The organism is Rhodococcus sp. B10 (genome assembly GCF_011770055.1).
Classification (GTDB): domain Bacteria; phylum Actinomycetota; class Actinomycetes; order Mycobacteriales; family Mycobacteriaceae; genus Rhodococcoides; species Rhodococcoides kyotonensis_B.
The window spans coordinates 1-26,958 of record NZ_JAAFYV010000052.1; the positions used below are offsets into that span (position 1 = coordinate 1).

25 protein-coding genes are annotated in these 26,958 nt (G+C 66.1%); 23 read left to right on the forward strand and 2 right to left on the reverse strand.

The genetic code is table 11. The features are described from left to right. Window positions 1-221 precede the first annotated feature (221 nt). The 8 genes from RhoFasB10_RS24335 to RhoFasB10_RS24370 all read left to right on the forward strand — a co-directional run bounded on the left by RhoFasB10_RS24335 (window position 222) and on the right by RhoFasB10_RS24370 (window position 10,109). Window positions 222-1,484 (forward strand): aminotransferase class III-fold pyridoxal phosphate-dependent enzyme, encoded by a 1,263-nt coding sequence (locus RhoFasB10_RS24335; protein ID WP_068423844.1) that lies wholly within the window; start codon window positions 222-224, stop codon window positions 1,482-1,484. 46 nt (window positions 1,485-1,530) lie between these two features. After that, the gene (locus tag RhoFasB10_RS24340; RefSeq protein WP_068423728.1) at window positions 1,531-2,988 is read left to right on the forward strand and encodes an NAD-dependent succinate-semialdehyde dehydrogenase; all 1,458 of its coding nucleotides are present in this window, start codon (window positions 1,531-1,533) and stop codon (window positions 2,986-2,988) included. A gap of 14 nt (window positions 2,989-3,002) precedes the next feature. After that, window positions 3,003-3,722 carry a GntR family transcriptional regulator gene (locus RhoFasB10_RS24345; RefSeq protein ID WP_240931443.1) on the forward strand — a complete coding sequence of 240 codons (720 nt, stop codon included), beginning with the start codon at window positions 3,003-3,005 and terminating at the stop codon, window positions 3,720-3,722. 237 nt (window positions 3,723-3,959) lie between these two features. Beyond that, window positions 3,960-5,156, forward strand: coding sequence for a Xaa-Pro peptidase family protein (locus RhoFasB10_RS24350; RefSeq protein WP_261768619.1), 1,197 nt, complete (start codon window positions 3,960-3,962; stop codon window positions 5,154-5,156). A 1-nt stretch (window position 5,157) separates the two neighbouring features. After that, on the forward strand, window positions 5,158-6,387 hold the full coding sequence (locus RhoFasB10_RS24355) for a PLP-dependent aminotransferase family protein (protein ID WP_068423726.1): 1,230 nt from the start codon (window positions 5,158-5,160) through the stop codon (window positions 6,385-6,387). Further along, window positions 6,384-7,589: a M20 family metallopeptidase gene (locus RhoFasB10_RS24360; protein WP_068423724.1), complete on the forward strand. Its 1,206-nt coding sequence runs from the start codon at window positions 6,384-6,386 to the stop codon at window positions 7,587-7,589. The genes RhoFasB10_RS24355 and RhoFasB10_RS24360 overlap by 4 nt, the downstream gene beginning before the upstream one ends. Before the next feature lie 100 nt (window positions 7,590-7,689). Beyond that, the gene (locus RhoFasB10_RS24365) at window positions 7,690-9,144 is read left to right on the forward strand and encodes an MFS transporter (RefSeq protein WP_254303461.1); all 1,455 of its coding nucleotides are present in this window, start codon (window positions 7,690-7,692) and stop codon (window positions 9,142-9,144) included. Further along, window positions 9,141-10,109 carry a D-2-hydroxyacid dehydrogenase gene (locus RhoFasB10_RS24370; RefSeq protein ID WP_167679044.1) on the forward strand — a complete coding sequence of 323 codons (969 nt, stop codon included), beginning with the start codon at window positions 9,141-9,143 and terminating at the stop codon, window positions 10,107-10,109. Before RhoFasB10_RS24365 ends, RhoFasB10_RS24370 begins: the two co-directional genes overlap by 4 nt. Before the next feature lie 51 nt (window positions 10,110-10,160). Here the strand turns inward: RhoFasB10_RS24370 and RhoFasB10_RS24375 are convergent, their stop codons facing one another. After that, window positions 10,161-11,264, reverse strand: coding sequence for an NADH:flavin oxidoreductase/NADH oxidase (locus tag RhoFasB10_RS24375; RefSeq protein ID WP_068423838.1), 1,104 nt, complete (start codon window positions 11,262-11,264; stop codon window positions 10,161-10,163). A 112-nt stretch (window positions 11,265-11,376) separates the two neighbouring features. Here RhoFasB10_RS24375 and RhoFasB10_RS24380 point away from each other — a divergent pair, with 112 nt between their 5' ends. From RhoFasB10_RS24380 to holA, 11 genes are all read left to right on the forward strand, one after another. Then, complete coding sequence (locus tag RhoFasB10_RS24380) at window positions 11,377-12,660, forward strand: glutamate-5-semialdehyde dehydrogenase (protein ID WP_167679046.1); 1,284 nt, start codon at window positions 11,377-11,379, stop codon at window positions 12,658-12,660. A gap of 23 nt (window positions 12,661-12,683) precedes the next feature. Then, entirely contained in the window at window positions 12,684-13,571 is an 888-nt protein-coding gene (locus RhoFasB10_RS24385; RefSeq protein WP_114332083.1) for a MoxR family ATPase, read from the forward strand. A 1-nt stretch (window position 13,572) separates the two neighbouring features. Next, the gene (locus RhoFasB10_RS24390; protein WP_167679048.1) at window positions 13,573-14,988 is read left to right on the forward strand and encodes a VWA domain-containing protein; all 1,416 of its coding nucleotides are present in this window, start codon (window positions 13,573-13,575) and stop codon (window positions 14,986-14,988) included. A 28-nt stretch (window positions 14,989-15,016) separates the two neighbouring features. Then, window positions 15,017-15,781, forward strand: coding sequence for a nicotinate-nucleotide adenylyltransferase (nadD, locus tag RhoFasB10_RS24395; protein ID WP_302050729.1), 765 nt, complete (start codon window positions 15,017-15,019; stop codon window positions 15,779-15,781). After that, window positions 15,782-16,177: a ribosome silencing factor gene (gene rsfS, locus RhoFasB10_RS24400; RefSeq protein WP_167679050.1), complete on the forward strand. Its 396-nt coding sequence runs from the start codon at window positions 15,782-15,784 to the stop codon at window positions 16,175-16,177. After that, window positions 16,174-16,839 (forward strand): histidine phosphatase family protein, encoded by a 666-nt coding sequence (locus RhoFasB10_RS24405; RefSeq protein ID WP_114332086.1) that lies wholly within the window; start codon window positions 16,174-16,176, stop codon window positions 16,837-16,839. The genes rsfS and RhoFasB10_RS24405 overlap by 4 nt, the downstream gene beginning before the upstream one ends. After that, window positions 16,826-17,596, forward strand: coding sequence for a diglucosylglycerate octanoyltransferase (gene octT / locus RhoFasB10_RS24410; protein ID WP_243636946.1), 771 nt, complete (start codon window positions 16,826-16,828; stop codon window positions 17,594-17,596). The genes RhoFasB10_RS24405 and octT overlap by 14 nt, the downstream gene beginning before the upstream one ends. Next, window positions 17,593-18,426: a DegV family protein gene (locus tag RhoFasB10_RS24415; RefSeq protein ID WP_167679052.1), complete on the forward strand. Its 834-nt coding sequence runs from the start codon at window positions 17,593-17,595 to the stop codon at window positions 18,424-18,426. The genes octT and RhoFasB10_RS24415 overlap by 4 nt, the downstream gene beginning before the upstream one ends. Before the next feature lie 90 nt (window positions 18,427-18,516). Continuing rightward, complete coding sequence (locus RhoFasB10_RS24420; RefSeq protein ID WP_167679054.1) at window positions 18,517-19,368, forward strand: helix-hairpin-helix domain-containing protein; 852 nt, start codon at window positions 18,517-18,519, stop codon at window positions 19,366-19,368. Next, the gene (locus RhoFasB10_RS24425) at window positions 19,365-20,903 is read left to right on the forward strand and encodes a ComEC/Rec2 family competence protein (protein WP_167679056.1); all 1,539 of its coding nucleotides are present in this window, start codon (window positions 19,365-19,367) and stop codon (window positions 20,901-20,903) included. Before RhoFasB10_RS24420 ends, RhoFasB10_RS24425 begins: the two co-directional genes overlap by 4 nt. A 48-nt stretch (window positions 20,904-20,951) precedes the next feature. Continuing rightward, the gene (gene holA, locus RhoFasB10_RS24430; protein WP_084423640.1) at window positions 20,952-21,920 is read left to right on the forward strand and encodes a DNA polymerase III subunit delta; all 969 of its coding nucleotides are present in this window, start codon (window positions 20,952-20,954) and stop codon (window positions 21,918-21,920) included. Between the two features lie 83 nt (window positions 21,921-22,003). On the opposite strand, the gene rpsT is transcribed toward holA, so the two are convergent. Continuing rightward, a complete protein-coding gene (gene rpsT / locus RhoFasB10_RS24435) occupies window positions 22,004-22,264 on the reverse strand; it encodes a 30S ribosomal protein S20 (RefSeq protein WP_068423699.1) in 261 nt (86 codons plus the stop codon). Between the two features lie 380 nt (window positions 22,265-22,644). Between rpsT and RhoFasB10_RS24440 the strand changes: the two genes are divergently transcribed. From RhoFasB10_RS24440 to RhoFasB10_RS24455, 4 genes are read left to right on the forward strand one after another with little or no spacing between them, the layout of a single operon-like run. Continuing rightward, window positions 22,645-24,174 carry a circularly permuted type 2 ATP-grasp protein gene (locus tag RhoFasB10_RS24440; RefSeq protein WP_240931447.1) on the forward strand — a complete coding sequence of 510 codons (1,530 nt, stop codon included), beginning with the start codon at window positions 22,645-22,647 and terminating at the stop codon, window positions 24,172-24,174. Next, window positions 24,175-25,149 (forward strand): alpha-E domain-containing protein, encoded by a 975-nt coding sequence (locus RhoFasB10_RS24445; RefSeq protein WP_068423697.1) that lies wholly within the window; start codon window positions 24,175-24,177, stop codon window positions 25,147-25,149. Window positions 25,150-25,157: 8 nt separating this feature from the next. Beyond that, window positions 25,158-25,988, forward strand: coding sequence for a transglutaminase family protein (locus tag RhoFasB10_RS24450; RefSeq protein WP_068423695.1), 831 nt, complete (start codon window positions 25,158-25,160; stop codon window positions 25,986-25,988). Between the two features lie 54 nt (window positions 25,989-26,042). Beyond that, the gene (locus RhoFasB10_RS24455; protein WP_114332091.1) at window positions 26,043-26,816 is read left to right on the forward strand and encodes an aquaporin; all 774 of its coding nucleotides are present in this window, start codon (window positions 26,043-26,045) and stop codon (window positions 26,814-26,816) included. Window positions 26,817-26,958 lie beyond the last annotated feature (142 nt).

The window sequence follows — 26,958 nt, forward strand, 5'->3', positions numbered from 1 at the left end:
TGTGTATAAGAGACAGGACCGAGGGCGTCCCGTGCTCACTCAAGGTGACCGAATGCGTCATTCGGTCCGGTGGGCGCCGAACGCCCGAACATCAGCGAGGGCGTCCCTCGCTCACTCCGAGTGACCGAACGTGACATTCGGTCCGGAAAGGCGGGTGGGGGCGCCAGAAAGTCAGTTGCAGATTGTTGACAATCGGCAATGTGGCGCCCACGATGGACCGCATGACAGCGTCGACCACTCACCTCAGTCCAGCCCTGAAGCAGGCGACCCCTGTCGTCGTGGACCACGCGATCGGGAGTTGGATCCACGGGACGGACGGGAACCGGTACCTCGACTTCACGACGGGGATCGGCGTCACCAGTACCGGTCATTGCCATCCGAGGGTCGTCGAGGCTGCGCGCGAGCAGGTCGGCAAGATCATCCACGCGCAGTACACGACCGTCATGCACAAGCCTCTCCTCGAGCTGACCGAGAAGCTCGGCGATGTCCTGCCGGCCGGTCTGGACAGCGTGTTCTACGCGAACTCCGGCTCGGAGGCAGTCGAGGCGTCGATTCGTCTGGCGCGCATGGCAACTGGGCGTCCGAACATCATCGCCTTCCACGGCGGATTCCACGGCCGGACGGTCGCGGCTGCGTCGCTCACCACCGCGGGCACGAAATTTCGGTCCGGCTTCTCGCCGATCATGGGCGGCGTCCACATCGCACCGTTCCCGTACGCGTTTCGTTACGGCTGGGACGTCGACACCGCCGTGGCCTTCGCGCTGAAGGAGCTCGACTACCTGCTCGCCACCGTCTCGAGTCCCGCCGACACCGCGGCGTTCATCATCGAACCGGTCCTCGGCGACGGCGGTTACATCCAGACCCCGCCCGCGTTCCTCGAAGGACTGCGCGAACGCGCGGACCGGCACGGCATCGTGTTCGTCGTCGACGAGGTGCAGGCAGGCGTCGGACGCACCGGCAAGTTCTGGGGTCACGAGCATTCGGCAGCGAAGCCCGACATCGTGATCACGGCCAAGGGGCTCGCGTCGGGCTTCCCGATCTCGGCGATCACGGCGTCCACCGGGCTGATGTCGAAGGCATGGCCGGGTTCGCAGGGCGGGACATACGGCGGCAACGCGGTCGCCGCGGCCGCGGCCATCGCAACGCTCGACGTCGTCCGCGACGAGGGTCTCGTCGAGAACGCGGCAAAGCAGGGCGCTGCGCTGCTCGACGGTCTCCGGGGTCTGAAAGAGCAGTACTCGGCGATCGGCGACGCACGTGGCGTCGGTCTGATGCTCGCGCTCGAATTCGTCGACGACGCAGGTGCACCCGACGCGGCCGCCGCGACCCGTGTGCAGCAGACCGCGATCTCCGAAGGCCTGTTGCTGCTCACGTGTGGAGGGATGGGCAATGTCGTCCGTGTGATTCCTGCGTTGGTGGTGACCGACGACGAGATCGCCGAGGGCGTCGACGCACTCGCCCGGACCTTGAAGCGCGCGCTGTGACCGAATCGGCGAGGATCGCCGCCCACTACGGAAAGGAGCGGCTCCGGTGACCGCGACAACTACCCGACCCCACATCGATACTCCGACAGGACTTTTCATCGCCGGTGCGTGGCGCGATACGGACGCGACGTTCGACGTCGTCGACCCTGCCACCGGTGAGGTGATCGCCGCCGTCGCCGATGGAACGATCGCCGACGCAGAAGCTGCGATGACAGCCGCCGCCGATGCGCAGGAGGCCTGGGCTGCGACGGCTCCTCGCGAACGCAGCAACATCCTGCGTCGGGCATTCGAGCTGATCGTCGAGCGCACGGAGCAACTGGCGGCCGTGATCACCGCCGAAATGGGCAAACCGCTGGCCGACGCCCGCGGAGAGGTCGCCTACGGCGCGGAGTTCTTCCGATGGTTTTCCGAGGAGGCGGTACGCATCTCGGGTGATCACACGTCGACCGGCGACGGCAAGAACCGCATCATCGTCACGCGTGCGCCCGTCGGGCCGTGCATTCTGGTGACGCCGTGGAACTTTCCGCTGGCCATGGGTACCCGCAAGATCGGGCCTGCGCTGGCTGCGGGATGCACCGTCGTGTTCAAGCCCGCCGAGCAGACTCCGCTGACTGCGCTGGCGCTCGCGGACATTCTGCGCGAGGCAGGCGTGCCCGCCGGTGTCGTCAACGTCGTTCCGACGACGAACGCGTCGGACGTCGTTGGCTCGTGGATGGCGAGCGGCCTCGCGCGCAAGATCAGCTTCACCGGCTCGACCGAGGTCGGCAAGATCTTGCTGGCGCAGGCTGCACCGACCGTCATGCGGGCGTCGATGGAGCTCGGTGGCAACGCACCGTTCATCGTGGCCGAGGGCGCCGACATCGATCGAGCGGTCGACGGGGCGATGGTCGCCAAGATGCGCAACATGGGGGAGGCGTGCACCGCCGCCAATCGATTCTTCGTCCACCGCAGCGTCGCAAGGGAATTCGCCGACAAGCTCGGCGCCCGCATGGGGTCGCTGACGGTCGGTGCCGGCGCTCGGGACGGTGTCGAGGTGGGCCCGCTGATCGACCAGGACGGACGCGCCAAGGTGCAACGCCTCGTCGACGACGCACTGTCCCGGGGGGCTCGTGCGGTGGTCGGCGGGATCCAGGACGACGGACCCGGCTACTTCTATCCGCCCACCGTGCTCGACGACGTCGACGCCTCTTCCGATCTCATGTCGACCGAGATCTTCGGTCCCGTCGCCGCGGTCGTACCGTTCGACACCGAGGACGAAGTGATCGCGCTCGCGAACGACACCGAGTGGGGACTGGTCGGGTACGTGTTCACGCAGGACATCGACCGCGCGCTGCGCATGGGGGAGCGGCTCGAGGTCGGCATGGTCGGACTCAACACAGGATTGGTGTCCAATCCGGCGGCGCCGTTCGGAGGCGTCAAGCAATCCGGGCTCGGTCGTGAGGGTGGCAAGGTTGGCATAGACGAGTTCTTGGAATACAAATACTTTGCGATCCCGAGGTCTTGACAGGAGGCATGACGATGACCGGTTCGAGGCGGTTGACGCCGATCGATGCGCGGAACACCTCGATGGTGATCGCGGATCAGATCCGCGATCGCATCATCGACGGCTCCTACGCACCGGGGGAGCAGATCAACGAGGCGAATGTCGCTGCAGAACTACAGATTTCACGTGGACCGGTCCGGGAGGCGTTGCAGCGTCTCAATCAGGAAGGTCTGCTCGTCAGCTACCGGAACCGCGGTGTCTTCGTCGTCGAACTCAGTGTCGACGACGTCGCCGAGATCTACGGGGCGCGCGCCGCGATCGAGGTGGGCGCCGCGTGGACGCTCGTGAACGGCGATCTCGCGGTCCTGAAGTCCACCGCAGTGGAATTGTCGGACATCGTCGGTCAGATGCAGCCGTTCATCGATCGTGCCGACTGGCTCGGGCTCGCCGAGCGTGACCTGGCCTTCCACACCGCGTTGGTGGCGGCGACGTCGAACAGCAGGATGTCTCGGATGTACGCGACGCTCGCGGCCGAAGCGCGAATCTGCATGGCCAATCTGGAAACCGCGTACTACCGACCGGAAGCACTCGTCGAGGAACACCAATTACTCGTCGACCTGCTGCTCGGCTCGGATTGGGCGGCGCTCGAAGCGGGCCTGCACGAGCACATGGACACGGCCGTCCACGATCTGACGACGGCGATGGCGGCGGAGTCGGCCCCCGCCGAGCACGTTCCACTCCCGGCCTCGTCCTGAGCGGTCCGGGCCGCCGTCGGCTGTCCGCAACGCAGAAGTAACACGACATCCCTTGCAGTGGGTAGGTTTCAGCACCTAGCCTGATTGTCAACAATCTGCAAAACGCGTACAGGCTGGTCGCTGCCGTCCGCGACATCTCGAAAGGGGGTACCAGTGAACGAGAACGAACATCCCGTCGTCGCGCTCACCAGCGCAGTCGGACCGGAGCATGCACCGGGTCTCGCCGAATACGTGGATCTGCCGAACAGCACGCCGATCACCTTCACCGAGGACGAGTACTCCCGTCGTCTGGCCGCGGTGCGGGAACGCATGACCCGGCAGAATCTGACGGCCCTCATCGTGACCGACCCGTCCAACCTCTACTACCTGTTGGGCTACAACGCTTTGTCGTTCTACACCCCGCAGATGCTGTACGTCCCACTCGAAGGAGAGCTGTACTTCTTCGCGCGGGCGATGGACGCGGCAGGCGCATTCCGGACGTCGTGGTTGCCGCAGGATCAGACGTTCGGCTACCCCGAAACGTTCGTGCAGCGCAAAGATACGCACCCGTTCGTGTGGGTCGGCCAGAAATTGCGGGAACTCGGTGTGGTGAACAACTTCTCGCACGGCCAGGTCGGTCTGGAGATGGATTCCTACTACTTCAGCCCGCGCGCCTTCGAGGTTCTCGTCAAGGCACTGCCCGAGTATCGATTCACCGATTCCTACGAGTTGGTCAACTGGGTGCGCGTCGTGAAGTCACCCGCCGAGATCGATCTGATGCGGGGCGCCGCGCGTGTGTGCGAATCGGCGATGGAGGCGGCGTTCGAATCGGTCGAGATCGGACGGCGGCAGTGCGACGCGGCCGCCGCCATCATGAGCGCGCAGGTGAAGGGCACCGACGCCTTCGGCGGTGACCACCCGGCAATCGTGCCCATGCTTCCCACCGGTGCGGGCGCGGACACACCTCACCTGACGTGGTCCGATCAAGCTTTCATCGCCGGTGAGACCACCGTCGTCGAGTTGGCCGGTGTGTTCCGTCGGTACCACGTCCCGATGGCCCGCACGATCGTCCTCGGCACTCCGAGCACGCGGCTCGACTATCTGGCGAAGTCGACCGGCGAGGCCTTGAACGCCGTTCTCGACGCCGTTCGTCCCGGTGCCACGACCAGCGATCTGGCGCAGACCTGGAACATCGCTCTCGCCGAGCACGGCTTGCACAAGCCGTCGCGCATCGGGTACTCGATCGGCATCGCCTACGCACCCGACTGGGGCGAGCGCACGGTGAGCATCCGCACCGACGACGACACGGTTCTCGCCGAGAACATGACCTTCCACATCATCGGGGGAATGTGGATGGACGACTACGGATACGAGGTATCCGAGGCCGTCCGAGTAACCGACAGCGGAGTCGAGACGTTCACGTCCTTCCCGCGGCACCTGCTGACGAAGGAGTGAAATGATTGCGACCACACTGCCCTGGGCGATGCGCACCGACAAGCTCGTGGGTTCGGTGATCGACTCCTCGACATCGCTCCTCGCGTCGCAGAAGCATGACATCGTTCGATTCGCCATGGGATCACCTGCCGCCGAAACGGTTCCGGCGCAGGCGTTCTCGGAGATCGCGTCGTCGGTCCTGACGGCCGATGCGATGGATTACGCTGCGACCGAGGGTGATCCGGCGTTGCTCGACGCGCTGCTCGGCTATCTGGATTCGGTGGGGGAGCCGACGTCGGCGGACCGACTCGTCATCACCTCCGGTGGTATGCAGGGTCTCGACCTCGCGTGCAAGTTGTTCGTGGATCCGGGAGATCTGGTGATCGTCGAAAGTCCGACGTACACGAACGGAACGGCGACGATTCTGAGCTACGGAGGCGACGTTCTCGAAGCGCCGATGGATTCCGACGGTCTCGTCGTCGAGGCCCTCCCGGAGCTGGTCGAGCGCGCGGGCAGACGCCCCAAGATGATCTACGTCATCCCGAACTTCCAGAACCCCTCGGGTACAACGATGTCGCTCGCGCGTCGGACCATGTTGCTCGAGCTCGCGCACGCATGGGGTTCGGTGATCCTCGACGACGACCCGTACGGGCTTCTCCGATTCGAGGGCGAGCACATTCCGAGCTTCCCGTCGCTGAGCCCGAACGATCCGCTCGTGTTCTCGGTACGCACGTTCTCCAAGATGATCGCTCCGGGCCTACGCGTCGGATGGGTGGACGCCGCCCCCGAGGCTCGGCAGCTGATCATCAACGCGAAGCAGGCGATGGACACGTGCACCAACCTGCCGAACCAACGGATGATCGCCGAATTCATTCGACGCGGGTACCTCGACGCTCATCTTCGGTCGCTCGCGGCGGTCTACCGCCCACGGAAGATCGCCATGCAGCAGAGCATCGCGACGTACTTCGGCGACAGCCTCGTGACCACCGACCCCGAGGGTGGATTCTTCCTGTGGGCCACGTTGCGCGGCGAGGCCGCGTCGATCTCGACGCAGGAGTTGTTCGAAGTCGCACTGGCCGAGGGTGTTGCCTACATTCCCGGACCTGCACTCTCGGTCGCGGGCGCGTTCCACGACTCGCTGCGGCTGTGCTTCGCGTCGTCGACTCCGGATCGGATCGACGAGGGTGTGAAACGCCTTGCGGTGGCGGTCGACAAGGTCGTCGACGCACGATCGGGTAGCTCCCGTCGATGACGGACGCCCTCGAGCGTCGAATTCTCGAACGTATCGACGACGACGCGATCGTGTCCCTGGCGTCGGCGCTGATCGATGCCGGTGGTGAGAACCCCGGCAGCACGGAGGGCTCCGTCGCGGCAGTACTCGACGAGCATTGTCGCGCTCTCGGATTCGACGTCGAGATCGACGATGTCGCGCCCGGTCGTCCCAATGTCGTTGTGTCGGTGGGCGGTTCCGACGAGCCGGGGGTGCTGTTCGTCGGCCACTCCGACGTCGTTCCGGCGGGGAGCGGATGGACGTCCGACCCGTTCCGCGCAACGGTGCGAGACGGCCGACTGTTCGGCCGTGGAGCGTGCGACATGAAAGGTGGTCTCGCAGCGGTCGTCATGGCCATGGCTGCGTTGAAAGAGGCAGGCGCGGTGGGTGCTTCACCGGTGTCGCTCGCGTGTCTCGTCGACGAAGAGGACACCGGACTCGGCATTCGCGCGTACGTGCGTGCGCCGCATCGGAGGACGTATGCGTCGTGCATCGTCGCCGAGCCGACGGATCTGGTGACCATCGTCGGATGCCGGGGCGCTGCGAATCTCGAGATCACGGTGACCGGTCGGTCCGCACACGCGGGGCGGCCCAGCAACGGTCGCAATGCGATCTCCTCAGCCGCGCGCATCGTCGGGCTCCTCGACACCATGGCCGAGGAACTGAGGGCATCCGCGCACCCCACCCTGGGGCCGGGCACGTGGAACGTCGGAACGATCGCGGGCGGCACGGGTACCTCGATGGTCGCGGATCGCTGCGTCATCACCGCCGACCGCCGGCTTCTTCCCGGCGAGGATGCGCACGACATCGCAGCACACCTGGCGAACCGTGTCCGCGCAGCGGGCATCACAGGCGATGGAATCGACGTGTCGGTCGATGTCGCGATGGAGATGCCCGGTTTCCTGACCTCGAACGATGCCGCTGTCGTCGGCACGGTCGTCGGCGCCGTCACCGATGCGGCAGGATTCCGCGGAACCGACGTGTGGACGGCGTCGTGCGACGGAGGTTTCGTCGCGCGCGATCTGGGTACACCGACCGTCGTGTTCGGCCCAGGAGAAATAGAAACGCAGGCTCACCAGCCCGACGAATCGGTGTCGGTTCGGCAATTGTGCGACAGCGCAAGGGCGTACGCATTGATGGCGTCCAGAACCATTGTGCGACCAGCAGTTATGACAAAAACCTAGGGGTAGTGCGAAAAGTCGAATTTTTGCTTCCGTAGTGTGAAACGCTGCGAAGTACCTGCCCGACGCTCCACGTTGTTCACAAAGCGAGAGGTAATGGACCGTGACACGATCTTCCAGTAGTGGGTCTAGCAGTAGCGAGTCCGACAGTTCGACCACCGGTTATCCGCCGGACACCAAAGAGTTGAACCCGGAGGAGAAGAAAGTTCTGCATCGAGCCATCGGTGGCTCTGCACTCGGTAACGCCGTCGAATGGTTCGACTACGCGGTCTACGGCTACCTGGCCGTCTACGTCGCCGCGAACTTCTTCCCGTCGGAGGACGGCGGGGCCAGCCTGTTGTCCACGTTCGCGGTTCTCGCGGCGTCGTTCATCATTCGCCCGATCGGCGGAATCGTTCTCGGACCACTCGGTGACCGTATCGGTCGCCAGAAGGTGCTGGTCCTGACCGTCACGATGATGTCGGTCGCGACCGCAGCGATCGGCATTCTGCCGACCTTCGACACCGTCGGCATCCTCGCGCCGATCCTGCTCCTCGTCTGCCGGCTCGTGCAGGGGTTCTCCACCGGTGGCGAATACGGTGGCGCCGCCGTGTTCATGGCGGAATACGCCCCGGACAAGCGTCGCGGATTCTTCGGTTCGTTCCTCGAATTCGGCACTCTCGCAGGCACTGTCGCAGGCGCCACTCTGTGCACGTTGCTCAACCTCGGTCTCGGCGACGACACGATGGAGGCATGGGGTTGGAGAATTCCGTTCCTCGTGACGTTGCCCCTCGGCATCATCGCGCTGTGGCTCCGCACGCGACTCGAAGATTCGCCGGTGTTCTCCGAGGCGAAGGCCGACGGCGAGACCGTCTCCGAGGGCTCGGAGGGTGGCGGCGCGATCGCGTCGCTCAAGACCACGATGACGTACTGGCAGCGCATTCTCATCCTGATGGGATTCGTTCTGCTGCTGAACATCGCCTACTACACGGTGCTCACGTTCCTGCCGTCGTACCTCAGTGACACGTTGGGGCACAGCACGACTCAGTCCAACTTCACGCTGGTCGTGATCATGCTCGTCATGATGGCCATCATCAACCCGATCGGATCGCTGTCCGACCGCGTCGGCCGAAAGCCTCTGCTCCTGGCGGCGTGCGTCGGCTACTTCGTGTTCAGCGTGCCGCTGTTCCTGCTCATCATCAACACCGGACTGGTCGGTCAGACGATCGGTCTGCTGGGTCTCGGCATCCTGCTGGTCATCATGTGTTCGTGCGTGTCGTCGACGCTGCCCGCGCTGTTCCCGACGCAGGTTCGGTACGGCGCGTTCGCGATCGGCTACAACGTCTCGACGTCGTTGTTCGGCGGTACCGCACCTCTGATCCTGACGTTCCTGATCGACCGGACCGGCTCCAACCTGGTGCCCGGTTTCTACATGATGCTGGCTGCCGCAATCGCTTTCGTTCCGATTCTGCTGATGCCGGAAACTGCAGGACGTTCGTTGCGCGGCACCCAGTGTCCAGGTGACAACGACGACGAGGTCGCGGCGTCGGGCGTCGAGCTGGTGGGGTACAAGGGTTGACGGTCGATCGGCCGATCGTCGTCGTCCTCCACGCCGATCACCTCCCCGAGGGGCTGGACGCGGTATCCGCTGTGGCCGAGGTGCGTTACGCCACGGCGGATACCCTCGGGGACGCCATGCCCGGCGCGGACGTCCTGCTGCTGTGGGATTTCTTCTCGTCGGCGGTCCCCGATGTGTGGGATCGTTGCGATTCGCTGAGATGGATTCACATCGCCGCGGCGGGCGTCGACTCGCTGATGTTCGACGCTCTCGCGGAATCCGATGTCGTCGTGACCAATTCGCGAGGAGTTTTCGACCGTCCCATCGCCGAATTCGTACTCGGCCAGATCCTGGCGTTCGCCAAGGATTCCGCGGTGTCCGCGCAGCTGCAGCAGCGACGCGAATGGCGGCATCGAGAAACGGAACTGATCGACACCACACACGCGATGGTGGTGGGTACCGGCGCCATCGGCCGTGAAATCGCCCGCATCCTGACGGCGGTGGGCATGAAGGTCAGTGGCGTCGGACGCACCTCTCGCGACGGGGACCCCGATTTCGGTGTCGTGCATGCCAGTTCGACGCTGGCAAAGGTGGTGCACGACGTCGACTATCTGATTCTCATCGCCCCGCTGACCGACGCGACGCGGCGGGTCGTCGATGCAGACGTGCTCGCCGCGGCCAAACCGGGTGTTCGCGTCGTGAACGTCGGGCGCGGTGAATTACTCGACAGCGCAGCGCTTCTCGACGCGCTACGCAGTGGTCACGTCGGCGGGGCGGCGCTCGACGTGTTCGACACCGAACCGTTGCCGGAGGACAGCTCTCTGTGGTCTGCCGAGAACGTCGTCGTCACACCGCACATGAGCGGCGACGCCGTGGGCTGGCGCCGCCGCCTGGCGGATCTGTTCGTCGCGAATTTCGAGCGGTATGCGTCGTCGACCGATCTCGAGAACGTGGTCGACAAGAAGCTCGGTTTCGTCTCGAGCTGACCCCATGTGCACGAAAATACACAGCGGGCTACGTATTTTCGTGCACGTGGATCAGAAAGCGCGCTCGTACTGCGGAGCCACGGCGGGCGCGATGTCCGCACCGAGTTCGCGCGCCGCGCGGCGGGGCCAGTACGGGTCGCGCAGCAGTTCACGGGCGAGCAGGACGGCCTCCGCCTCACCGGAGGACACGATGTCCTCGGCCTGCTTCGGTTCGGTGATGAGGCCGACGGCCGCGGCAGGGATTTTCGTCTCGTTCTGCACTCGCTTCGCGAACGGAACCTGGTAGCCGGGTTCGACCGGGATCTTCGCGCGCACGTTGCCGCCGGTGGACACATCGATCAAGTCGACGCCGTGGTCGGCCAGCAACTGAACGAGCGCGACGGTCTGATCCGACGTCCAACTCGGCGCCTCGAGACCCTCGGTGTCCTCGTCGAGCCAATCGGTTGCGGAGACACGGACGAACAGTGGCAGTTCGGCAGGCCAGACCTCACGCACCGCGTCGACGATCTCGACGAGCAACCGGGTACGGCCGGCGAAGTCGCCGCCGTACTCGTCGGTGCGAGTGTTGCTGGCGGGGGACAGGAACTGGTGCACCAGATACCCGTGCGCGGCATGGATTTCCGCGACCTTGAAGCCGGCGCGCAACGACCGTTCCGCCGCGGCGACGAAGTCGCGCACGATCCGCGAGATGTCCTCGGTCGTCGCGGCGCGCGGCGTCGAGTAGTCACCGAACGCGACAGCGCTGGGTCCGATGGTCTCCCATCCGAGTTCCTCGTCGGCAGGAATGGACTTGCCGCCGAGCCACGGAGCGGTCGTCGACGCTTTCCGTCCTGCGTGTGCGAGCTGGATCCCCGGAACCGAGCCGTGCTCCTCGATCTTCGCGACGATCTCGGCGAACGCCTCGGTCTGCGTGTCGTTCCAGATTCCGAGGTCCGCTGGACTGATTCGCCCGTCCGGGCTCACCGCAGAGGCCTCCGTCAGAATGAGACCCGCTCCGCCGAGCGCACGACTGATCAGATGGGTCCGATGCCAGTCGTTCGGCGCTCCGACGCGGTCACCTGCGGTATCGGCGGAGTACTGGCACATCGGTGCCATCCACACGCGATTCGGGAACGTCACGCCGCGCAGGGTCAGGGGTTCGAACAGGGCACTCAAGAAACTCTCCTTCGTCGAAATACACTCGCCGTTTCGGTAACCCACCCGAGCGGAGGTGCATTCCCTCGATCACGCTGCAACCCGCCGGGCCGTTCTGGTTACTGTGTAGTGCATGACTGCACCATCCTTTGCGGAGTCTCAGGCCACCGGCGGTACGGACGAGCGTGAGCAGGTGCACGTTGCAGCTCGGCGTGCACGGGTGGCGTCGCGGGCACTGGCCCTGCTGACCACCGCAGAGAAGGATGCGGCGCTGCATGCGGCAGCCGACGCGGTGCTGGCCGCCGCGCCGCAGGTCATCGCAGCGAATACCGAGGATGTCGACGCTGCTCGCGCCGCGGGGACCGACGAGGGACTGCTCGACCGACTTCGCCTGACCGAGGCGCGAATCGACGGCATTGCCGCAGGACTACGTCAGGTGGCCGGGCTGCCCGACCCCGTCGGCGAGGTCGTACGCGGATCGACGCTTCCCAACGGCCTGGACATTCGTCAACTGCGGGTTCCGCTCGGCGTCGTCGGCATGGTCTACGAGGCTCGTCCCAACGTCACCGTCGACGCGTTCGGGCTCGCGTTCAAGTCCGGCAACGCCGCGCTGCTGCGCGGCTCGTCGTCGGCTGCATGGTCCAACGCTGCCCTGGTCGACGCGATCCAGGGTTCGCTCGCTGCGCGCGGCCTACCGGTGGACGCCGTACAGCTGCTTTCCAGCGCGAGCCGAGCGTCCGTGACCCACCTCATCCAGGCTCGTGGTCTCGTCGATGTCGTCATTCCTCGCGGAGGCGCAGGGTTGATCTCGGCGGTCGTGCGCGACGCCACGGTTCCGACCATCGAGACGGGCGTCGGTAACTGCCACGTCTACGTGCACGCGGCAGCAGACCTCGAGATGGCCGAGAGGATCGTGCTGAACGCCAAGACCCGACGCGTCAGCGTGTGCAACGCCGCCGAGACCATCTTGGTCGACGCGGCCGTCGCGGAGACCGCCGTGCCACAGTTGCTGCAGGCGCTGCAGGCGCACAGCGTCGTCGTACACGGCGACCTGCCCGGTTTGGTTCCGGCGACGGACACGGACTGGTCGGAGGAGTATCTGTCGCTCGACGTCGCGCTGAAGGTCGTCGACGGCATCGACGCGGCGATCGCACACATCGACACGTTCGGCACCGGCCACACCGAGGCCATCGTCACCTCGGATCTGAAGGCCGCCAAGGAGTTCACCACCCGAGTCGACGCGGCCGCCGTCATGGTCAACGCGTCGACGGCGTTCACCGACGGTGAGCAGTTCGGGTTCGGCGCCGAGATCGGCATCTCGACGCAGAAGTTGCACGCACGCGGGCCGATGGGTCTTCCCGAGCTGACCTCCACCAAGTGGATCGTCTGGGGCGAAGGCCACACCCGACAAGCATGAGCTGACAGCAAAGGACACCAGACGTGGATCGAGCGCTTCCGACTTCCCCTCCCTTGTTCGGCAGTGTCGACGACGTAGTCGCACGACTCGCCGAGACCGGATATCTGGCGAACAAGGCCACGGCGACGTCCGTGTTCCTGGCCGACCGGCTCGGCAAGCCGCTTCTCATCGAGGGTCCTGCCGGTGTCGGCAAGACCGAGCTGGCCAGGGCGGTGGCACAGACGTCGGGCGCCGAGCTCGTTCGACTGCAGTGCTACGAGGGCGTCGACGAGGCGAGAGCGCTCTACGAGTGGAACCACGCGAAACAGATTCTGCGTATCCAGTCGGGATCCGGCGGCGCGCAGGATTGGGACGAGACCAAGCTCGACGTGTTCTCCGAGGAGTTCCTGCTCGCGCGGCCGCTTCTGCAGGCCATTCGTCGTGAGGAACCGACGGTCCTGCTGATCGACGAGACCGACAAGGCGGACGTCGAGATCGAGGGCCTGCTGCTCGAGATACTCAGCGATTTCGCCGTCACCATCCCCGAGCTCGGAACCATCACGGCGACGCGCACCCCGTTCGTCGTGCTCACCTCGAACGCGACGCGCGAGCTGTCGGAGGCGCTGAAGCGGCGGTGCCTCTTCCTGCACCTCGATTTCCCGGACGCCGATCTCGAGCGACGCATTCTGGCCAGCCGGGTGCCCGAGCTTCCGGAAGCCGTAGCCGAACAGATGGTCCGTACGGTCCGTGTGCTGCGCGCGATGCAGCTCAAGAAGCTGCCGTCGGTTGCCGAGACCATCGACTGGGGACGCACGCTGCTCGCCCTCGGGCTGGACACCCTCGACGACGACGCGGTGCGTACGACGCTCGGCGTGGTGCTCAAGCACCAGTCGGACCAGGACAAGGCTGCAGCCGAGCTTCGGCTGAACTGACATGCACTCCCCGCACGGGTTTCCCGGTCATCTCGTCGACTTCGTCGAGGCGTTGCGCAGGCGTGGTGTGGCCGTCGGGCCGTCGGAGACCGTCGACGCGGGCAAGGTCGTGTCGGTCCTCGACCTGATGGACCGGGAGGCGCTGCGCGAGGGGCTCGCGTGCTCGCTGCTGCGTCGCCCGACGCATCGGGCCACGTTCGACGCGCTGTTCGACCTGTGGTTCCCCGCCGCGTCGGGGCATCGGGAGTCGGGAAACATCGACACGTCGCTGCCGCGCACACCGGACGGGCAGGTCGATTTCCCCGCACTGCGCGACCTGATCGCCGAGCTGCTGATCGACGGCAGCCCGGACGCCGTCGAACTCACCGAACTGCTCGCGGCTCAGATGGTGGAAGAACTCGGTCAGTACAAGTCCACGAACGGTCCGTCGTTCTCGGCGTATCAAGCGCTACGCGACGTCGCACCCGACACGCTGCTCAGCAGGATTCTCGAAGGACTGCTCGGTCAGGCGGACGACGGGTCCACCCGGTCGGCAGGCGGTTACCAGGACGAGGTGGCCAAGCGGACCGCAGCGCAGCGACTCGCAGATCTGCGCAGAATGGTCGACCAGGAAACACGCCGCCGCGCCGCCGAACAGTTGGGACGCGAACGCGTCGCGAGTTACGGAGTTCCCAAGCTGGCCGAGGAAGTCGACTTCCTTCGCGCGTCGGACACCGAGATGGTTGCGCTTCGACGCAGTGTCGCTCCGCTCGCGCGCCTTCTGGCCAGCAGGTTGGCCGTGCGACGCAGTCGAAGCAGGGCAGGCGCGATCGATCTACGACGCACGCTGCGCAAGTCCATGTCGACGGGCGGCGTCCCGATCGACCTCGTGCAACGCAAGCCGCGCCGGGCGCGTCCCGAGCTGGTCGTGTTGTGCGACGTGTCGGGATCCGTCGCTGGTTTCAGCCACTTCACGCTGCTGCTGGTTCATGCGCTGCGCGAACAGTTCTCACGCGTCCGAATCTTCGCGTTCATCGATTCGACCGACGAGGTGACGCAGTTCTTCGACTCCGGCTCGGACCTCGGCGCCGCGATGACGCGCATCGTCAGGGAAGCGAATCTGATCACGTACGACGGCCACTCCGACTACGGGAATGCGTTCCGAACGTTCGACGATGGGTACGCGTCGGCGGTGACGTCGCGCTCCTCGGTTCTGGTGCTGGGAGACGGCCGGACCAACTACCGCGACCCGGGTACCGACGCGCTCGCGCGCACGGTGTCCGTCGCCAAGCACGCCTACTGGCTGAACCCGGAACCGAAGGGGCAATGGGGGAGCGGTGACTCCGCGGCGAACGTGTACGGCGAGGTGATCGGCATGTACGAATGTCGTTCGGCGGTCCAGCTCTCGGACTTCGTCGCACGTCTGCTGCCGGTGTGACGACACTCGCCAGATAAGCTCGACAATCGTGCACCGACCACCCCAGACCAGCGACTCGTCTGCACACCGTCCTGCGGTCCGCAGACTCGGTGTGATGGGCGGGACGTTCGACCCCATTCACCACGGTCACCTCGTCGCTGCCAGCGAGGTCGCGAACAGCTTCGGATTGGACGAGGTCATCTTCGTCCCGACCGGAACACCGTGGCAGAAGGAAGGCAAGGCGGTCAGCCCCGCCGAGGACCGGTATCTCATGACGGTCATCGCGACCGCGTCCAATCCACGTTTCTCGGTAAGCCGGGTCGACGTCGACCGCGAGAAGCTGACGTACACCGTCGACACACTGCGTGACCTTCGAGCCCAGCACCCGACCGCCGAGCTGTACTTCATCACGGGAGCGGACGCGCTGGAGAGTATCCTGACCTGGCAGAACTGGGAGGAACTGTTCGAACTGGCCAAGTTCGTCGGTGTGTCGAGGCCTGGGTTCGAGCTCGGAGTCGAGCACCTCGCGGACCACCTGCAGGCGCTTCCGGACGATGCGTTGACGCTCATCGAAATTCCGGCGCTGGCCATTTCGTCGACGGATTGCCGGTTGCGGGCGGCAGAGAATCGGCCGGTCTGGTACCTCGTGCCCGACGGCGTGGTGCAGTACATCTCGAAGAGAAATCTCTATCGACCCAGAGGCGAGCAACGCCTCGACGGTTCCGTCACAATGTCGGAGCCGGTGCCCCAGAAGATCAAGCAGGCCGATTCCGTGACCGAGGAGTCGAGCCCGAACCAGTGGGAGAGAAGCTAAGTGACTGCAACTGACGAGGCCGTGAACGTCGCACGAATCGCGGCGCTCGCGGCCGACGACAAACTGGCGACCGACGTCGTCGTTCTCGACGTCTCGGAGCAGTTGGTCATCACGGACTGCTTCGTCATCGCCTCCGCTCCCAACGAGCGCCAGGTCAGCTCGATCGTCGAGAACGTCGAGGACAAACTGCGCGAGGCGGGATACAAGCCGGTCCGCAAGGAAGGCACTCGTGAGGGCCGGTGGGCGTTGCTCGACTTCGTCGACGTCGTGATCCACGTCCAGCACAACGACGAGCGCAACTTCTATGCTCTCGAGCGTCTGTGGAAGGACTGCCCGACCGTCGAGGTTCCCGGCATCGGCGAACGCCGGGACGCCGACTCGGAATCGGAGCAGTGAGTATCGCTGCGAAGCGGCAGTTGATCCTGCTGCGCCACGGTCAGACGGAATACAACGCGAACGATCGTATGCAGGGCCAGCTCGACACCGATCTGACCGAACTAGGTCGCACGCAGGCGAAGGACGCGGCCGCCGTGTTGGCGGCGCGCTCGCCGCTCCGCATCGTCTCGTCGGACCTGAAGCGCGCATTCGATACCGCGTCGGCTCTCGGCGACGCGGCGGGCCTCGCCGTCACCTCGGACGAACGCCTGCGTGAGACGCACCTGGGCGAATGGCAGGGGTTGACGCATCACGACGTCGACGCCGTGGCACCGGGTGCGCGGCTCCGGTGGCGCGCCGACGCGCAGATGGCTCCGCCCGGTGGGGAGAACCGTGTCGACGTCGCTCGCCGTAGTGTGCCGGTGGTACAGGAACTGGTCGCGGCGCTGCCGGAATGGGGTGCGTCCGGCGCCGATCATCCGGTCGTCCTCGTTGCGCACGGCGGCCTGATCGCTGCACTGACCGCAGCGTTGCTCGATCTTCCCGTCGACCGATGGCCGGTCTTCGGCGGGCTGTCGAACACCAGTTGGGTGCAGCTCAGCAGCCACGGCGACGTCGCCGACCTGGGATGGCGTCTGGACGTGTGGAACGCGTCGGCGCGGGTGGCCAGTGACGTCCTCTGACGACTACTCGGCACCACCGGTGGCCGAGGGGACGCCGCCGGTACTGCTGGTGTTGGCGGACTCGCTCAGTTACTACGGCCCCAAGGGCGGCCTGCCGGTCGACGACCCGAGGATCTGGCCCAATCTGGTGGCGTCGGAGCTGGGGTGGACGGTCGAACTGGTCGCTCGGATCGGCTGGACCAGCCGAGACGTGTGGTGGGCACTGACGCAGGACCCCCGCGTGTGGGCAGCGATCCCGAAAGCGGGCGCGGTCGTGTTCGGCGTCGGCGGCATGGACTCGCTGCCGTCACCGTTGCCGACGGCGTTGCGCGAGCAGATTCGCTACGTCAGGCCGCCGGCTCTCCGTCGTCTCGTTCGAAACGGATATCAGTGGGCGCAGCCCCGGCTGTCGCCGCTCGGATGGCCCGTCGCGTTGCCACCCAAGCTCAGCGTCGAATATCTCGAGAAGTCCCGTGCCGCTCTGGCGTACGTCCGACCCGACCTGCCCGTCGTCGGCACCTTGCCCTCGGTGCATCGCAGCGACGCGTACGGCAACGTGCACACCGGGCGGCCCGCAGCCGAGCGGGCACTGCGGCGCTGGAGCTCGGACACCGGCGTGCCGCTCGTCGATCTCGCCGAGGCCGTCCGCGCGAACATCATGTCCGACAACGCGAATCCCGACGGCATCCACTGGGGCTGGGACGCACACGTCGCTGTCGCCGACGCGATGCTCGCGGAACTGCGTCCCCGCGTCAGCGCGGACGGGCAGCAGGCATGAGCGTCGTCGTCGTCACCGATTCCTCGGCGTGCATCGACGACGCCGTAGCCCGGCGAGAAGGCATGGCAATCGCGCCGCTGCACGTGTTCGTGGGAGGTGCCGATCTTCGTGAGGGGATCGACCCGATTCCCGACGACTTCGCCGCCGACGGCCCCGTGACGACGGCCGGCGCGTCGCCCGACGAACTGCGACGGATCTACGGTGACGCGCTCGACCGCAGTGGCGGCGACGGCGTCGTCGCCGTGCACATCTCGCGCGGACTCTCCAGCACGTGGGAGGCGGCCCGGCAGGCTGCCGCCGAACTGGGAGACGGCATACGCGTCGTCGACTCCGGGGCGGCGGGAATGGGCGTCGGGTACGCCGCGCTGGCGGCGTCGTCGACGGCTGCGGCAGGCGGGAACCTCGACGCCGTCTACGACGCAGCGGTGTCGGTGTCGGTGCGCGTGCGCTCGTTCATCGTCGTGGACAAACTCGACCATCTGCGCCGCGGTGGCCGGATCGGCGCAGCCGCAGCGTTGCTCGGGACGGCGCTCGCGATGAAACCCGTCCTCCATCTGAGCGAGGGGCGGCTCGTCCTCGCGGAGAAGGCGCGCACGTCGACGAAGGCGCTCGGAAAACTCGTGAACGCGGTCGCGTCGGTCGCAGGCGAGCACGGCGTCGCGCTGACGGTGCATCACATGCAGTGCCCGGAACGCGCCGAGACGCTCGCATCGCAACTGGCAGAACGTGTTTCGCAGGTCGACCGCGTCGACGTCACACCGTTCGGAGCGGTGCTCGGTGCGCACGTCGGGCCGGGAGCGGTCGGCGTCGCGGTCTGCCCCGACGCCTGATCGTCCACAGCCGTCCGGTCTGTCCACAGGGCAATTTCTCACCAGCGCAGAGGAGCCAGGCCGGAATCGTCGCCGGGTTAGCGTCGGCCCATGGCAAGTCTCGAGAACCGTACGGTGTCGCGCGCCGGATCTGCACCGCCACGATCGACGGGCGAACACGACGACGATCGCACCGGACAACCGAACTGGTTGCTCGCCGACGATCGTCGCGACACAGCCCTGTCGGCGTATCTACCCGAACGGTGGCGCGGCGCGCGCGTGGACCCGGGACGCAAGGGAATGTTCGCGTTGGCGGGGGTGGGCCTGGTCGTCGTCCTCGTGGCGGCGTACGGCTGGCTTCGTGACGCGCCCGCCGTAGCCCCGGTTCCGGCTCTCCCTGTCGTGCAGCCTGTTTCGGAGGGCGCTTCGGCGTCCGGTAATGCTGCGTCCGGCGGTGCTGCGTCCGATGGTGCTTCGTCCGGAGTTCCCGAACCGCCGGTCGACATCGTCGTCAGTGTCGTCGGGCTCGTCGTCAACGCCGGTCTGGTTCATCTCCCGGTCGGATCCCGCGTCGCCGATGCCCTCGCCGCGGCGGGTGGAGCCCGCGACGGCGGCGACGTCGTCGCGCTCAATCTCGCGGCGAAAGTCGCCGACGGCGATCAGATCGTGGTCGGCGCGCTGCCGCCCGAGGGGCGTCCGATCGTCAGCGGAACGACGAGTCAGGCTGGTACGCAGGGCAATTCGACGGCGGCAGCCGGCCCTGTCGGCGGCGGTCCGGTGAATCTGAACGACGCGTCGGTGGCCGAGCTCGACGCGCTGCCGGGCGTCGGTCCTGTCACGGCCGCCAACATCGTCGCGTGGCGGGAGGTGAACGGTCGCTTCACCTCCGTCGACCAACTGTCGGAGGTCGACGGCATCGGCCCGGTCCGACTGGAGAAGCTGCGCACTCAGGTCTCGGTGTGAACGAACCGGCCATCCGGCCGTTCGATATTCGGTTGGTACCCGCCGCGGCCGCGGCGTGGACCGCGACCGTCGCCGGGGTGCTGTTCGGATCGGCCGTCGCCGTGGTTCTCGCCGTCGTCTGCACGAGTGTTGCTGCGCTGCTGTGTGTTTCGACCAGAGGAGTGGGATGGGGCGTCGGGTTGATCGCGTTCGCGGTAGCGGGCGCCTGCTACTCGGGCGCGACGGCACTGCACTCGTCGGCAATCGAATCGAGCCCTGTCACGTCGGCAGCGGCGGACAAGGCGTGGGTCAGCGCGGCGGTCGTGGTTCGTGAGGATCCCCGTCGGTTGCGCTACCCCGGTCCCGCAACGGTGTCGGTACGAGCGGAACTCGAGCAGATCGACATCGGAGGTGTTCCCGTTCGTCACGGCGGTCGAATTCTCGTCGTCGCGCCCGCCGACGGGTGGGAGCACGTGGTGCCAGGCCAATCGGTGACGCTGCGTGGTCGGCTCGCACTGCCGGACCGCGCCGATCTGACGCTCGCGGTCGTTCGAACGCAGGGACCGCCGCTGCTGGTGGGCGATCCAGGTCCGATCGGCGTCGCAGCGGATTCGATACGGCGTGATCTGACGTCGGCCGCCGGGGCAGCGCTGCCCGACGATCAGGCCGGGCTGCTGCCCGGTCTCGTCGTCGGAGACGTCTCGGCACTGCCCGACGACGTCGAAAGCGATTTCAAGGCAGCAGGTCTGACACATCTGAACGCCGTCTCGGGAGCCAACTTTTCGATCGTCCTGGGTGCCGTGCTGTTGTTGACGCGGGGGATCGGAATCGGTCCACGCCCGACGGTGGTGGTGTGTGCCGTCGTGTTGCTGGGTTTCGTCGTGGTCGCGCGTCCGTCGCCGAGCGTGTTGCGCGCGGCCGTGATGGGCGGAATAGGACTGCTCGCGCTCGTGACGGGGCGCCGTCGTCAGGCGGTCCCCGCGTTGTGCACCGCAGTGCTGGTGTTGCTCGCGTGGTGGCCGGAACTGGCAGTCGACTTCGGATTCGCGTTGTCGGTGCTCGCGACCGCCGGTCTCGTCGTGCTCGCGCCGGTCTGGGTGGACTGGCTGCGTCGTCACGGGTGGGGGAGGGCCGGTGCCGAGATCGTCGCGGTGGCGGTGGCGGCTCACGCCGTCACGGCCCCGGTGGTGGCGGCGATGGCGGGCACGTTCTCGGTGGTCGGTGTACTGGCCAACATCGTGGTCGCGCCGGTCGTCGCGCCGATCACCGTCGTCGGTGCGACCGCGGCAACGATCGCACCGGTCTCGATCGGACTCGCCGCACTCGTCCTCGAACTGGCGTCCGCGCCGCTGTGGTGGTTGATTGCCGTCGCGCACTGGGCCGCGTCGGCTCCCGGGGGTGCGATCGTCGTTCCGGACGGCATCGCCGGTGCAGGGCTCGTTCTCGGCGGCACGCTTGTCGTCCTCGTGGCATTGCGATTCCGGCCCATCCGATGGGTGTGCGGAGTGCTCTGTGCGGCGGCGACACTCGCGTGGGTGGCAACGGCACTCTTGTGACGTCGGCGCATTCGGAGAGCGTCGGACCGGCATGGCACGATCTGTGCTGTGACTGCGACAGCCTCGGTTTCTCCTCTGCACCTCGTACTCGGCGACGAGGAATTGCTCATGGATCGGGCGGTCGCGTCGATCGTCGCCGATGTGCGCGCCGGGGCACCCGAGGGTGACGAGGTGCCGGTCACCAAGCTGCGTGCAGGCGATGCCACCGCCCCCGAACTCGCCGAGCTGCTCAGCCCGTCTCTGTTCGCGGAGGACCGCGTCGTCGTGCTGGAGGCGGCAGCCGAGGCGGGCAAGGACGCCGTCGCCCTCGTGCTCGACGCGGCCGCGGATCCGCCTGCCGGGGCCGTCCTCGTCGTCATGCATTCCGGCGGTGGCCGCGCGAAGGCGATGGCCGGTGCGCTGCAGAAGGCCGGTGCCGTCACGCACGACTGCTCCAAGCTGAAGCCCGGCGACCGCCCCGACTTCGTCAAACGAGAATTCACCGCTGCGGGTGTCAGGGTCAGCGGCGACGTCGTCGAGGCCGTCGTCGAATCCGTCGGTTCCGAACTGCGTGAACTAGCGGCGGCGTGCTCGCAGCTGGTCGCCGACACCGCGGGCAAGGTCGACGTGGCCGCGGTACGCCGCTACTACTCGGGCAAAGCCGAAGTCTCCGGTTTCGACGTCGCCGAGAAGGCCGTCGCAGGGGATGGTGCAGGCGCGCTGGAGGCCCTGCGGTGGGCGATGCACCGGGGTGTGCCCCACGTCCTGCTTGCCGACGCGCTCGCCGACGCGGTGCGGACCATCGCGCTGGTCGGGTCGGCGGGTCGCGGGGACCCGTTCCGTATGGCGAGTGAACTCGGCATGCCGCCGTGGAAGATCAAGAAGGCGCAGGCCCAGGCGCGCAGCTGGAACGGGCAGTCGATCGGGGAGGCGTTGCAGATCGTCGCGCAGTTGAACGCCGACGTCAAAGGCCAAGCAGCCGACGCGGATTACGCCGTCGAGCACGCGGTGGCCGTCGTGGCCGGCCTCGGTAGTTGACCGGCCGAAGCGGAGCGAACAGCAAAGAACCCGCTCGGTGATCCGAGCGGGTTCTTGCGAGGTTCTCTACGAGAAGGTCTGAATCAGAGCTTGTTGACAGCCAGAGCCAGAGCCGACTTCTTGTTGGCTGCCTGGTTCTTGTGGATGACGCCCTTGCTGGCTGCCTTGTCCAGCTGACGACCTGCGGTGACGGCGATGGCGGACGCCGTTGCCTTGTCGCCTGCAGCCTCAGCGGTGCGGAAGGAGCGAATGATCGTCCGCAGCGAGGACTTCACCGACTGGTTGCGCAGGCGGTTGCGCTCGTTGGTGAGAATGCGCTTCTTCTGGGACTTGATGTTGGCCACGCGTAAAATCCTTCTGTCTTCGTCGGTATTCCGGTCAGGGCGATCCATGCTGGAATGCCCGAAGTCTGCTGCGGAGCCATTGCAGCCCAGCGCCGAAGATCGAGAATACCAGCTGGGCGTCGCAGAACCCAATCCGTCGACGCGGCGTCGCGCCGGGCCGTGCGGGACGGGCCGTGTTTCGAGAATTTAACGTGTCCAGCGCGCTCGACGCCAGTCTCTGTAGCAACATGTCGACAATGAGTCCGCGATCCGGAGGCGCCGCAGCCCCAGAGGCCAAGGCCAAGACGAAGTCCAAATCCGCGGCACGTGCGAATCCCGTCATCGACGGGGTGTTCGACGGTTACCTCGACAACGGGAAGTACGGCTCGGCGTTCGACGAGATGTTCGACGGCGAAGGAAAGACCCGAACGCCCTACAAAGGAATTCACACTGCACTCGAACCGTCGAGCTCGGCCGACCTGGACGCGCGGTCCGATGCGTTGGGCCGCGCTTTCATCGACCAGGGCATCACGTTCTCGCTGTCCGGTCAGGAGCGGCCGTTTCCGCTCGACCAGGTGCCGCGCGTCATCGCGGCGGGTGAGTGGTCTCGACTCGAACGTGGCCTCAAGCAGCGCGTCAAGGCGTTGGAGATGTTCCTCGCCGACATCTACGGAGACCAGGAGATTCTGCGCGACGGCGTCGTCCCGAAGCGCCTCGTCACCTCGTGTGAGCACTTTCACCGCGAAGCGATCGGCATCGTCCCGCCGAACGGTGTCCGTATCCACGTCGCCGGCATCGACATCGTGCGCGACGCCCAGGGCACCTTCCGCGTCCTCGAGGACAACCTGCGCTCGCCGTCCGGCGTGTCCTACGTCATGGAGAACCGCCGCACGATGGCGCGCGTGTTCCCCGATCTGTTCGCGACGCATCGAGTCCGCGCGGTGGGGGATTACGCGTCGCACCTCCTTCGCGCCCTGCGTGCGTCCGCCGCACTGAACGAGGCCGACCCCACCGTCGTCGTTCTGACCCCGGGAGTCGCGAACTCGGCCTACTTCGAACATTCGCTGCTCGCTCGTCTGATGGGCGTCGAACTGGTCGAGGGGCGAGACCTGTTCTGCCGCGACAACGTCGTCTACATGCGGACCACCGAGGGTGAGCGTCAGGTCGACGTCATCTATCGACGCATCGACGACGATTATCTCGACCCGATGCAGTTCCGGCCCGACTCGGTTCTCGGCGTCGCTGGGCTCGTCAACGCCGCGCGTGCCGGCAACGTCGTCATCTCCAGCGCCGTCGGAAACGGTGTGGGCGACGACAAACTCGTCTACACGTACGTACCGACGATCATCGACTACTACCTGGGCGAGAAACCGTTGCTCGCGAACGTCGACACGTTTCGTTGCTGGCTCGACGACGAATGCGAGGAAGTGCTCGATCGCGTCGACGAACTCGTCATCAAGCCCGTCGAAGGTTCCGGCGGCTACGGCATCGTCTTCGGTCCCGACGCGTCGCCCAAGGAACTGGCGACCATCAGCAAGAAGATCCGTGCCGATCCGCGCGGGTGGATCGCTCAGCCCGTCGTCCAGCTGTCGACGGTTCCCACCAAGATCGGCGACCGGCTCGTGCCGCGTCACGTCGATCTTCGCCCGTTCGCGGTCAACGACGGGGACGACGTCTGGGTGCTGCCCGGTGGTCTGACGCGCGTCGCGCTCCCGGAGGGGTCCCTGGTGGTCAATTCCAGTCAGGGTGGCGGCAGCAAGGACACCTGGGTGCTGGCGACGCGAACGTCGCAGGAGGAGCAGGAGCTCGCGGGCGAGGAGATCGTCAGTGAACCGCCCGAGTCGCCGACGGTCGAGCAGGGCCCCGAACTGACGATGGACCAACAGCAACAGCAGCAACAGCAGCAGCAGTCGAACGGTGGTGTCAGCTAGATGCTCGCTCGGAACGCGGAATCGCTCTACTGGATCGGGCGATACGTCGAGCGGGCGGACGACACTGCCCGCATTCTCGACGTCACGGTGCACCAGCTGCTCGAGGACGCGACCGTCGACCCGGACCACATCTCGCGAGTTCTGTTGCGCGTGCTGGGTTTTCGGTACGAGCCCGACGAGTCGTTCGACGTGTGGTCGCTCACCGAGCTCGTCGCGTTCAGCCGGACAGGCGGCGGGTCCATCGTCGACTCGCTGTCCAGTGCGCGCGAAAACGCCCGCGGCGCACGGGAAGTCACGTCCACCGAGATGTGGGAATGCCTCAACACGACCTACAACGGGCTGAGTGATCGGATCCGCGCGTCGAAACGCACCGGTCCGCACGAGTTCTTCAGTTACATCGAGGAGAGGGCGGCGATGTTCGCCGGTCTCGCCGACTCGACTCTCAGTCACGACGACGGCTACCGCTTCCTCATCCTCGGCCGTTCCGTCGAACGCGTCGACATGGTCGTGCGGCTGCTGCTCTCACGCGCGGGGGACAGGCCGTCGTCGCCCGCGTGGGTGACGGTGCTGCGCGCGGCAGGTGCGCACGACACCTACCTTCGGACGTACCGAGGGGCGCTCGACGCGCAACGCGTGCTCGAATTCATGTTGTTGGACAGGCTTTTTCCGCGATCGGTGTTCTATGCGCTCAGCGAGGCGGAGCGGTCGCTCGATCAGCTCGATCATCAGCCGAACAGCCGCGTCGGCGCTCGTGCGGAAGCCCAGCGGTTGCTGGGTCGAGCCCGAAGCGAACTGGAGTTCCTGCGCCCCGGTGCGTTGTTGGACGATCTGCAGGACCGGCTGATCGCGCTGCAGGAGACGTGCCGCGAACTCGGCGACGCCATCTCCAAGCAGTACTTTCACGCCGCGCCGTGGGTCGCGTGGACCGACGCAGGCAAGGGGAGCTACGAAGATCAACTGGAAGGTGAGCTGTGAGTTGGCGTATGCGCGTCGTGCACACCACGGGCTACAAGTACGACGCGCCGGTGACGTCGTCGTACAACGAGGCGCGTCTGACGCCACGAAGCGACCACCGACAGAACGTCATTCTGAACCGGGTCGAGACCAATCCGGTCACTCGATCGTTCCGGTACACCGACTACTGGGGAACCGCGGTGACCGCGTTCGACCTGCACGCGCCGCACACCGAACTCGAGGTGACGGGGTCGTCCGTCGTGGAGACCGACCCGTTCACGCCGCCCGAGGAGACGGCGTCGTGGGAGTACCTGGCGAGCGAAGCAGTCGTCGACCGCTTCGACGAAGTCCTCGGCTTCACGGTCTACGTGCCGCAGAATCGGCAACTCGCGTCGATCGCGAAGAAGCTGACGAAGGGCCTACCGCCCCAGGAATCGGTCGTCGCAATTGCCGAATGGGTACACGAGGAGATGTCGTACGTCCCCGGCACGACGGGCGTGCACACGTCGGCTGTCGAGGCGTGGTCGGAGAAGAAGGGCGTCTGCCAGGACTACGCGCATCTGACGCTTCTGCTGCTGCGTAGCGTCGGTATCCCGAGTCGCTACTGCTCCGGCTACCTGCACCCGAAGAAGGAAGCAGTCGTCGGTGCGTCGGTCGAGGGGCAGAGCCACGCGTGGATCGAGGCATGGACCGGCGCCTGGTGGGGCTACGACCCGACCAACGCCATTCCCGTCAGCGAACAGCACGTGTCGGTGGGTCTCGGACGCGACTACGCGGACGTCCCACCCCTGAAAGGTATCTACTCGGGTGGTGGTTCCACCGACCTCGATGTCGTGGTAGAGATCACACGACTGGCGTAACCTACTGCTCGGCAGGTTTCTCTTTTCGACTTTTCGATCGAGCAGAGGTGGGCTATGTCGACGGCACAGGAGTATGTGGAACCCGAGGTCATCTCCGATACCAAGAAGTACATCGTCGAAGCGATAGGCACGTTCGTGCTCGTGTTCGCCGCAGTCGGTACCGCGGTCTTCGCCGGCGACAAGGTGGGAAATCTGGGCGTCGCGCTCGCCTTCGGCCTGACCCTGTTGTTCCTGGTCTACGCGATCGGCCCGATCTCCGGATGTCACGTCAATCCGGCCGTGACGTTCGGGCAGTTGCTCGTCGGCCGTCTGACGATCGTTCAGACGGCGCTGTTCATGGTTGCCCAGGTCGTCGGCGGCTTGATAGCCGGCGCGGTGTTGTTCGCGATCGCGAACAGTCTTCCCTCGTACGACCGCAGCGTCGACGGCCTCGGCGCCAACGGCTGGGGACCGCACAGCCCGTCGGCGATCGAAGGCCCGTTGGGCGGGATCCTGGAGAACGGGTACGGCATCACGGCAGCGATCGTCGTCGAGGTGCTCCTGACGGCGTTGCTCGTCTTCGTCGTGTTGGCCTCGACCGACCAGATCTCCGACGTCCCGCTCGCCGGCGTATCGATCGGCTTCACGCTGGCGGTCATCCATCTGGTGTCGATTCCGATCGACAACACATCGGTCAATCCGGCCCGAAGCCTGGCCGTCGCCCCGTGGCAGCCCGGCGCGATGGGACAGGTCTGGCTGTTCGTCGTCTTCCCGCTCGTCGGTGGAGCATTGGGCGCGCTCGTCTACCGCGGGGTGTTCGGTGCGGCTGCGCCGCCCGTGCGCGGATAGTTGCACCAGAGGCCAACTTTCCGCGCAGTGATACTGGAATGGTTCGTCGATGCAGTGGTTTGACTCGTTTCCGCGCTGACGCCGATGGCTGTCTTTCCCGTGATGTGTCGGCTGCTGCATCGATGGACACCTGAAGCACACG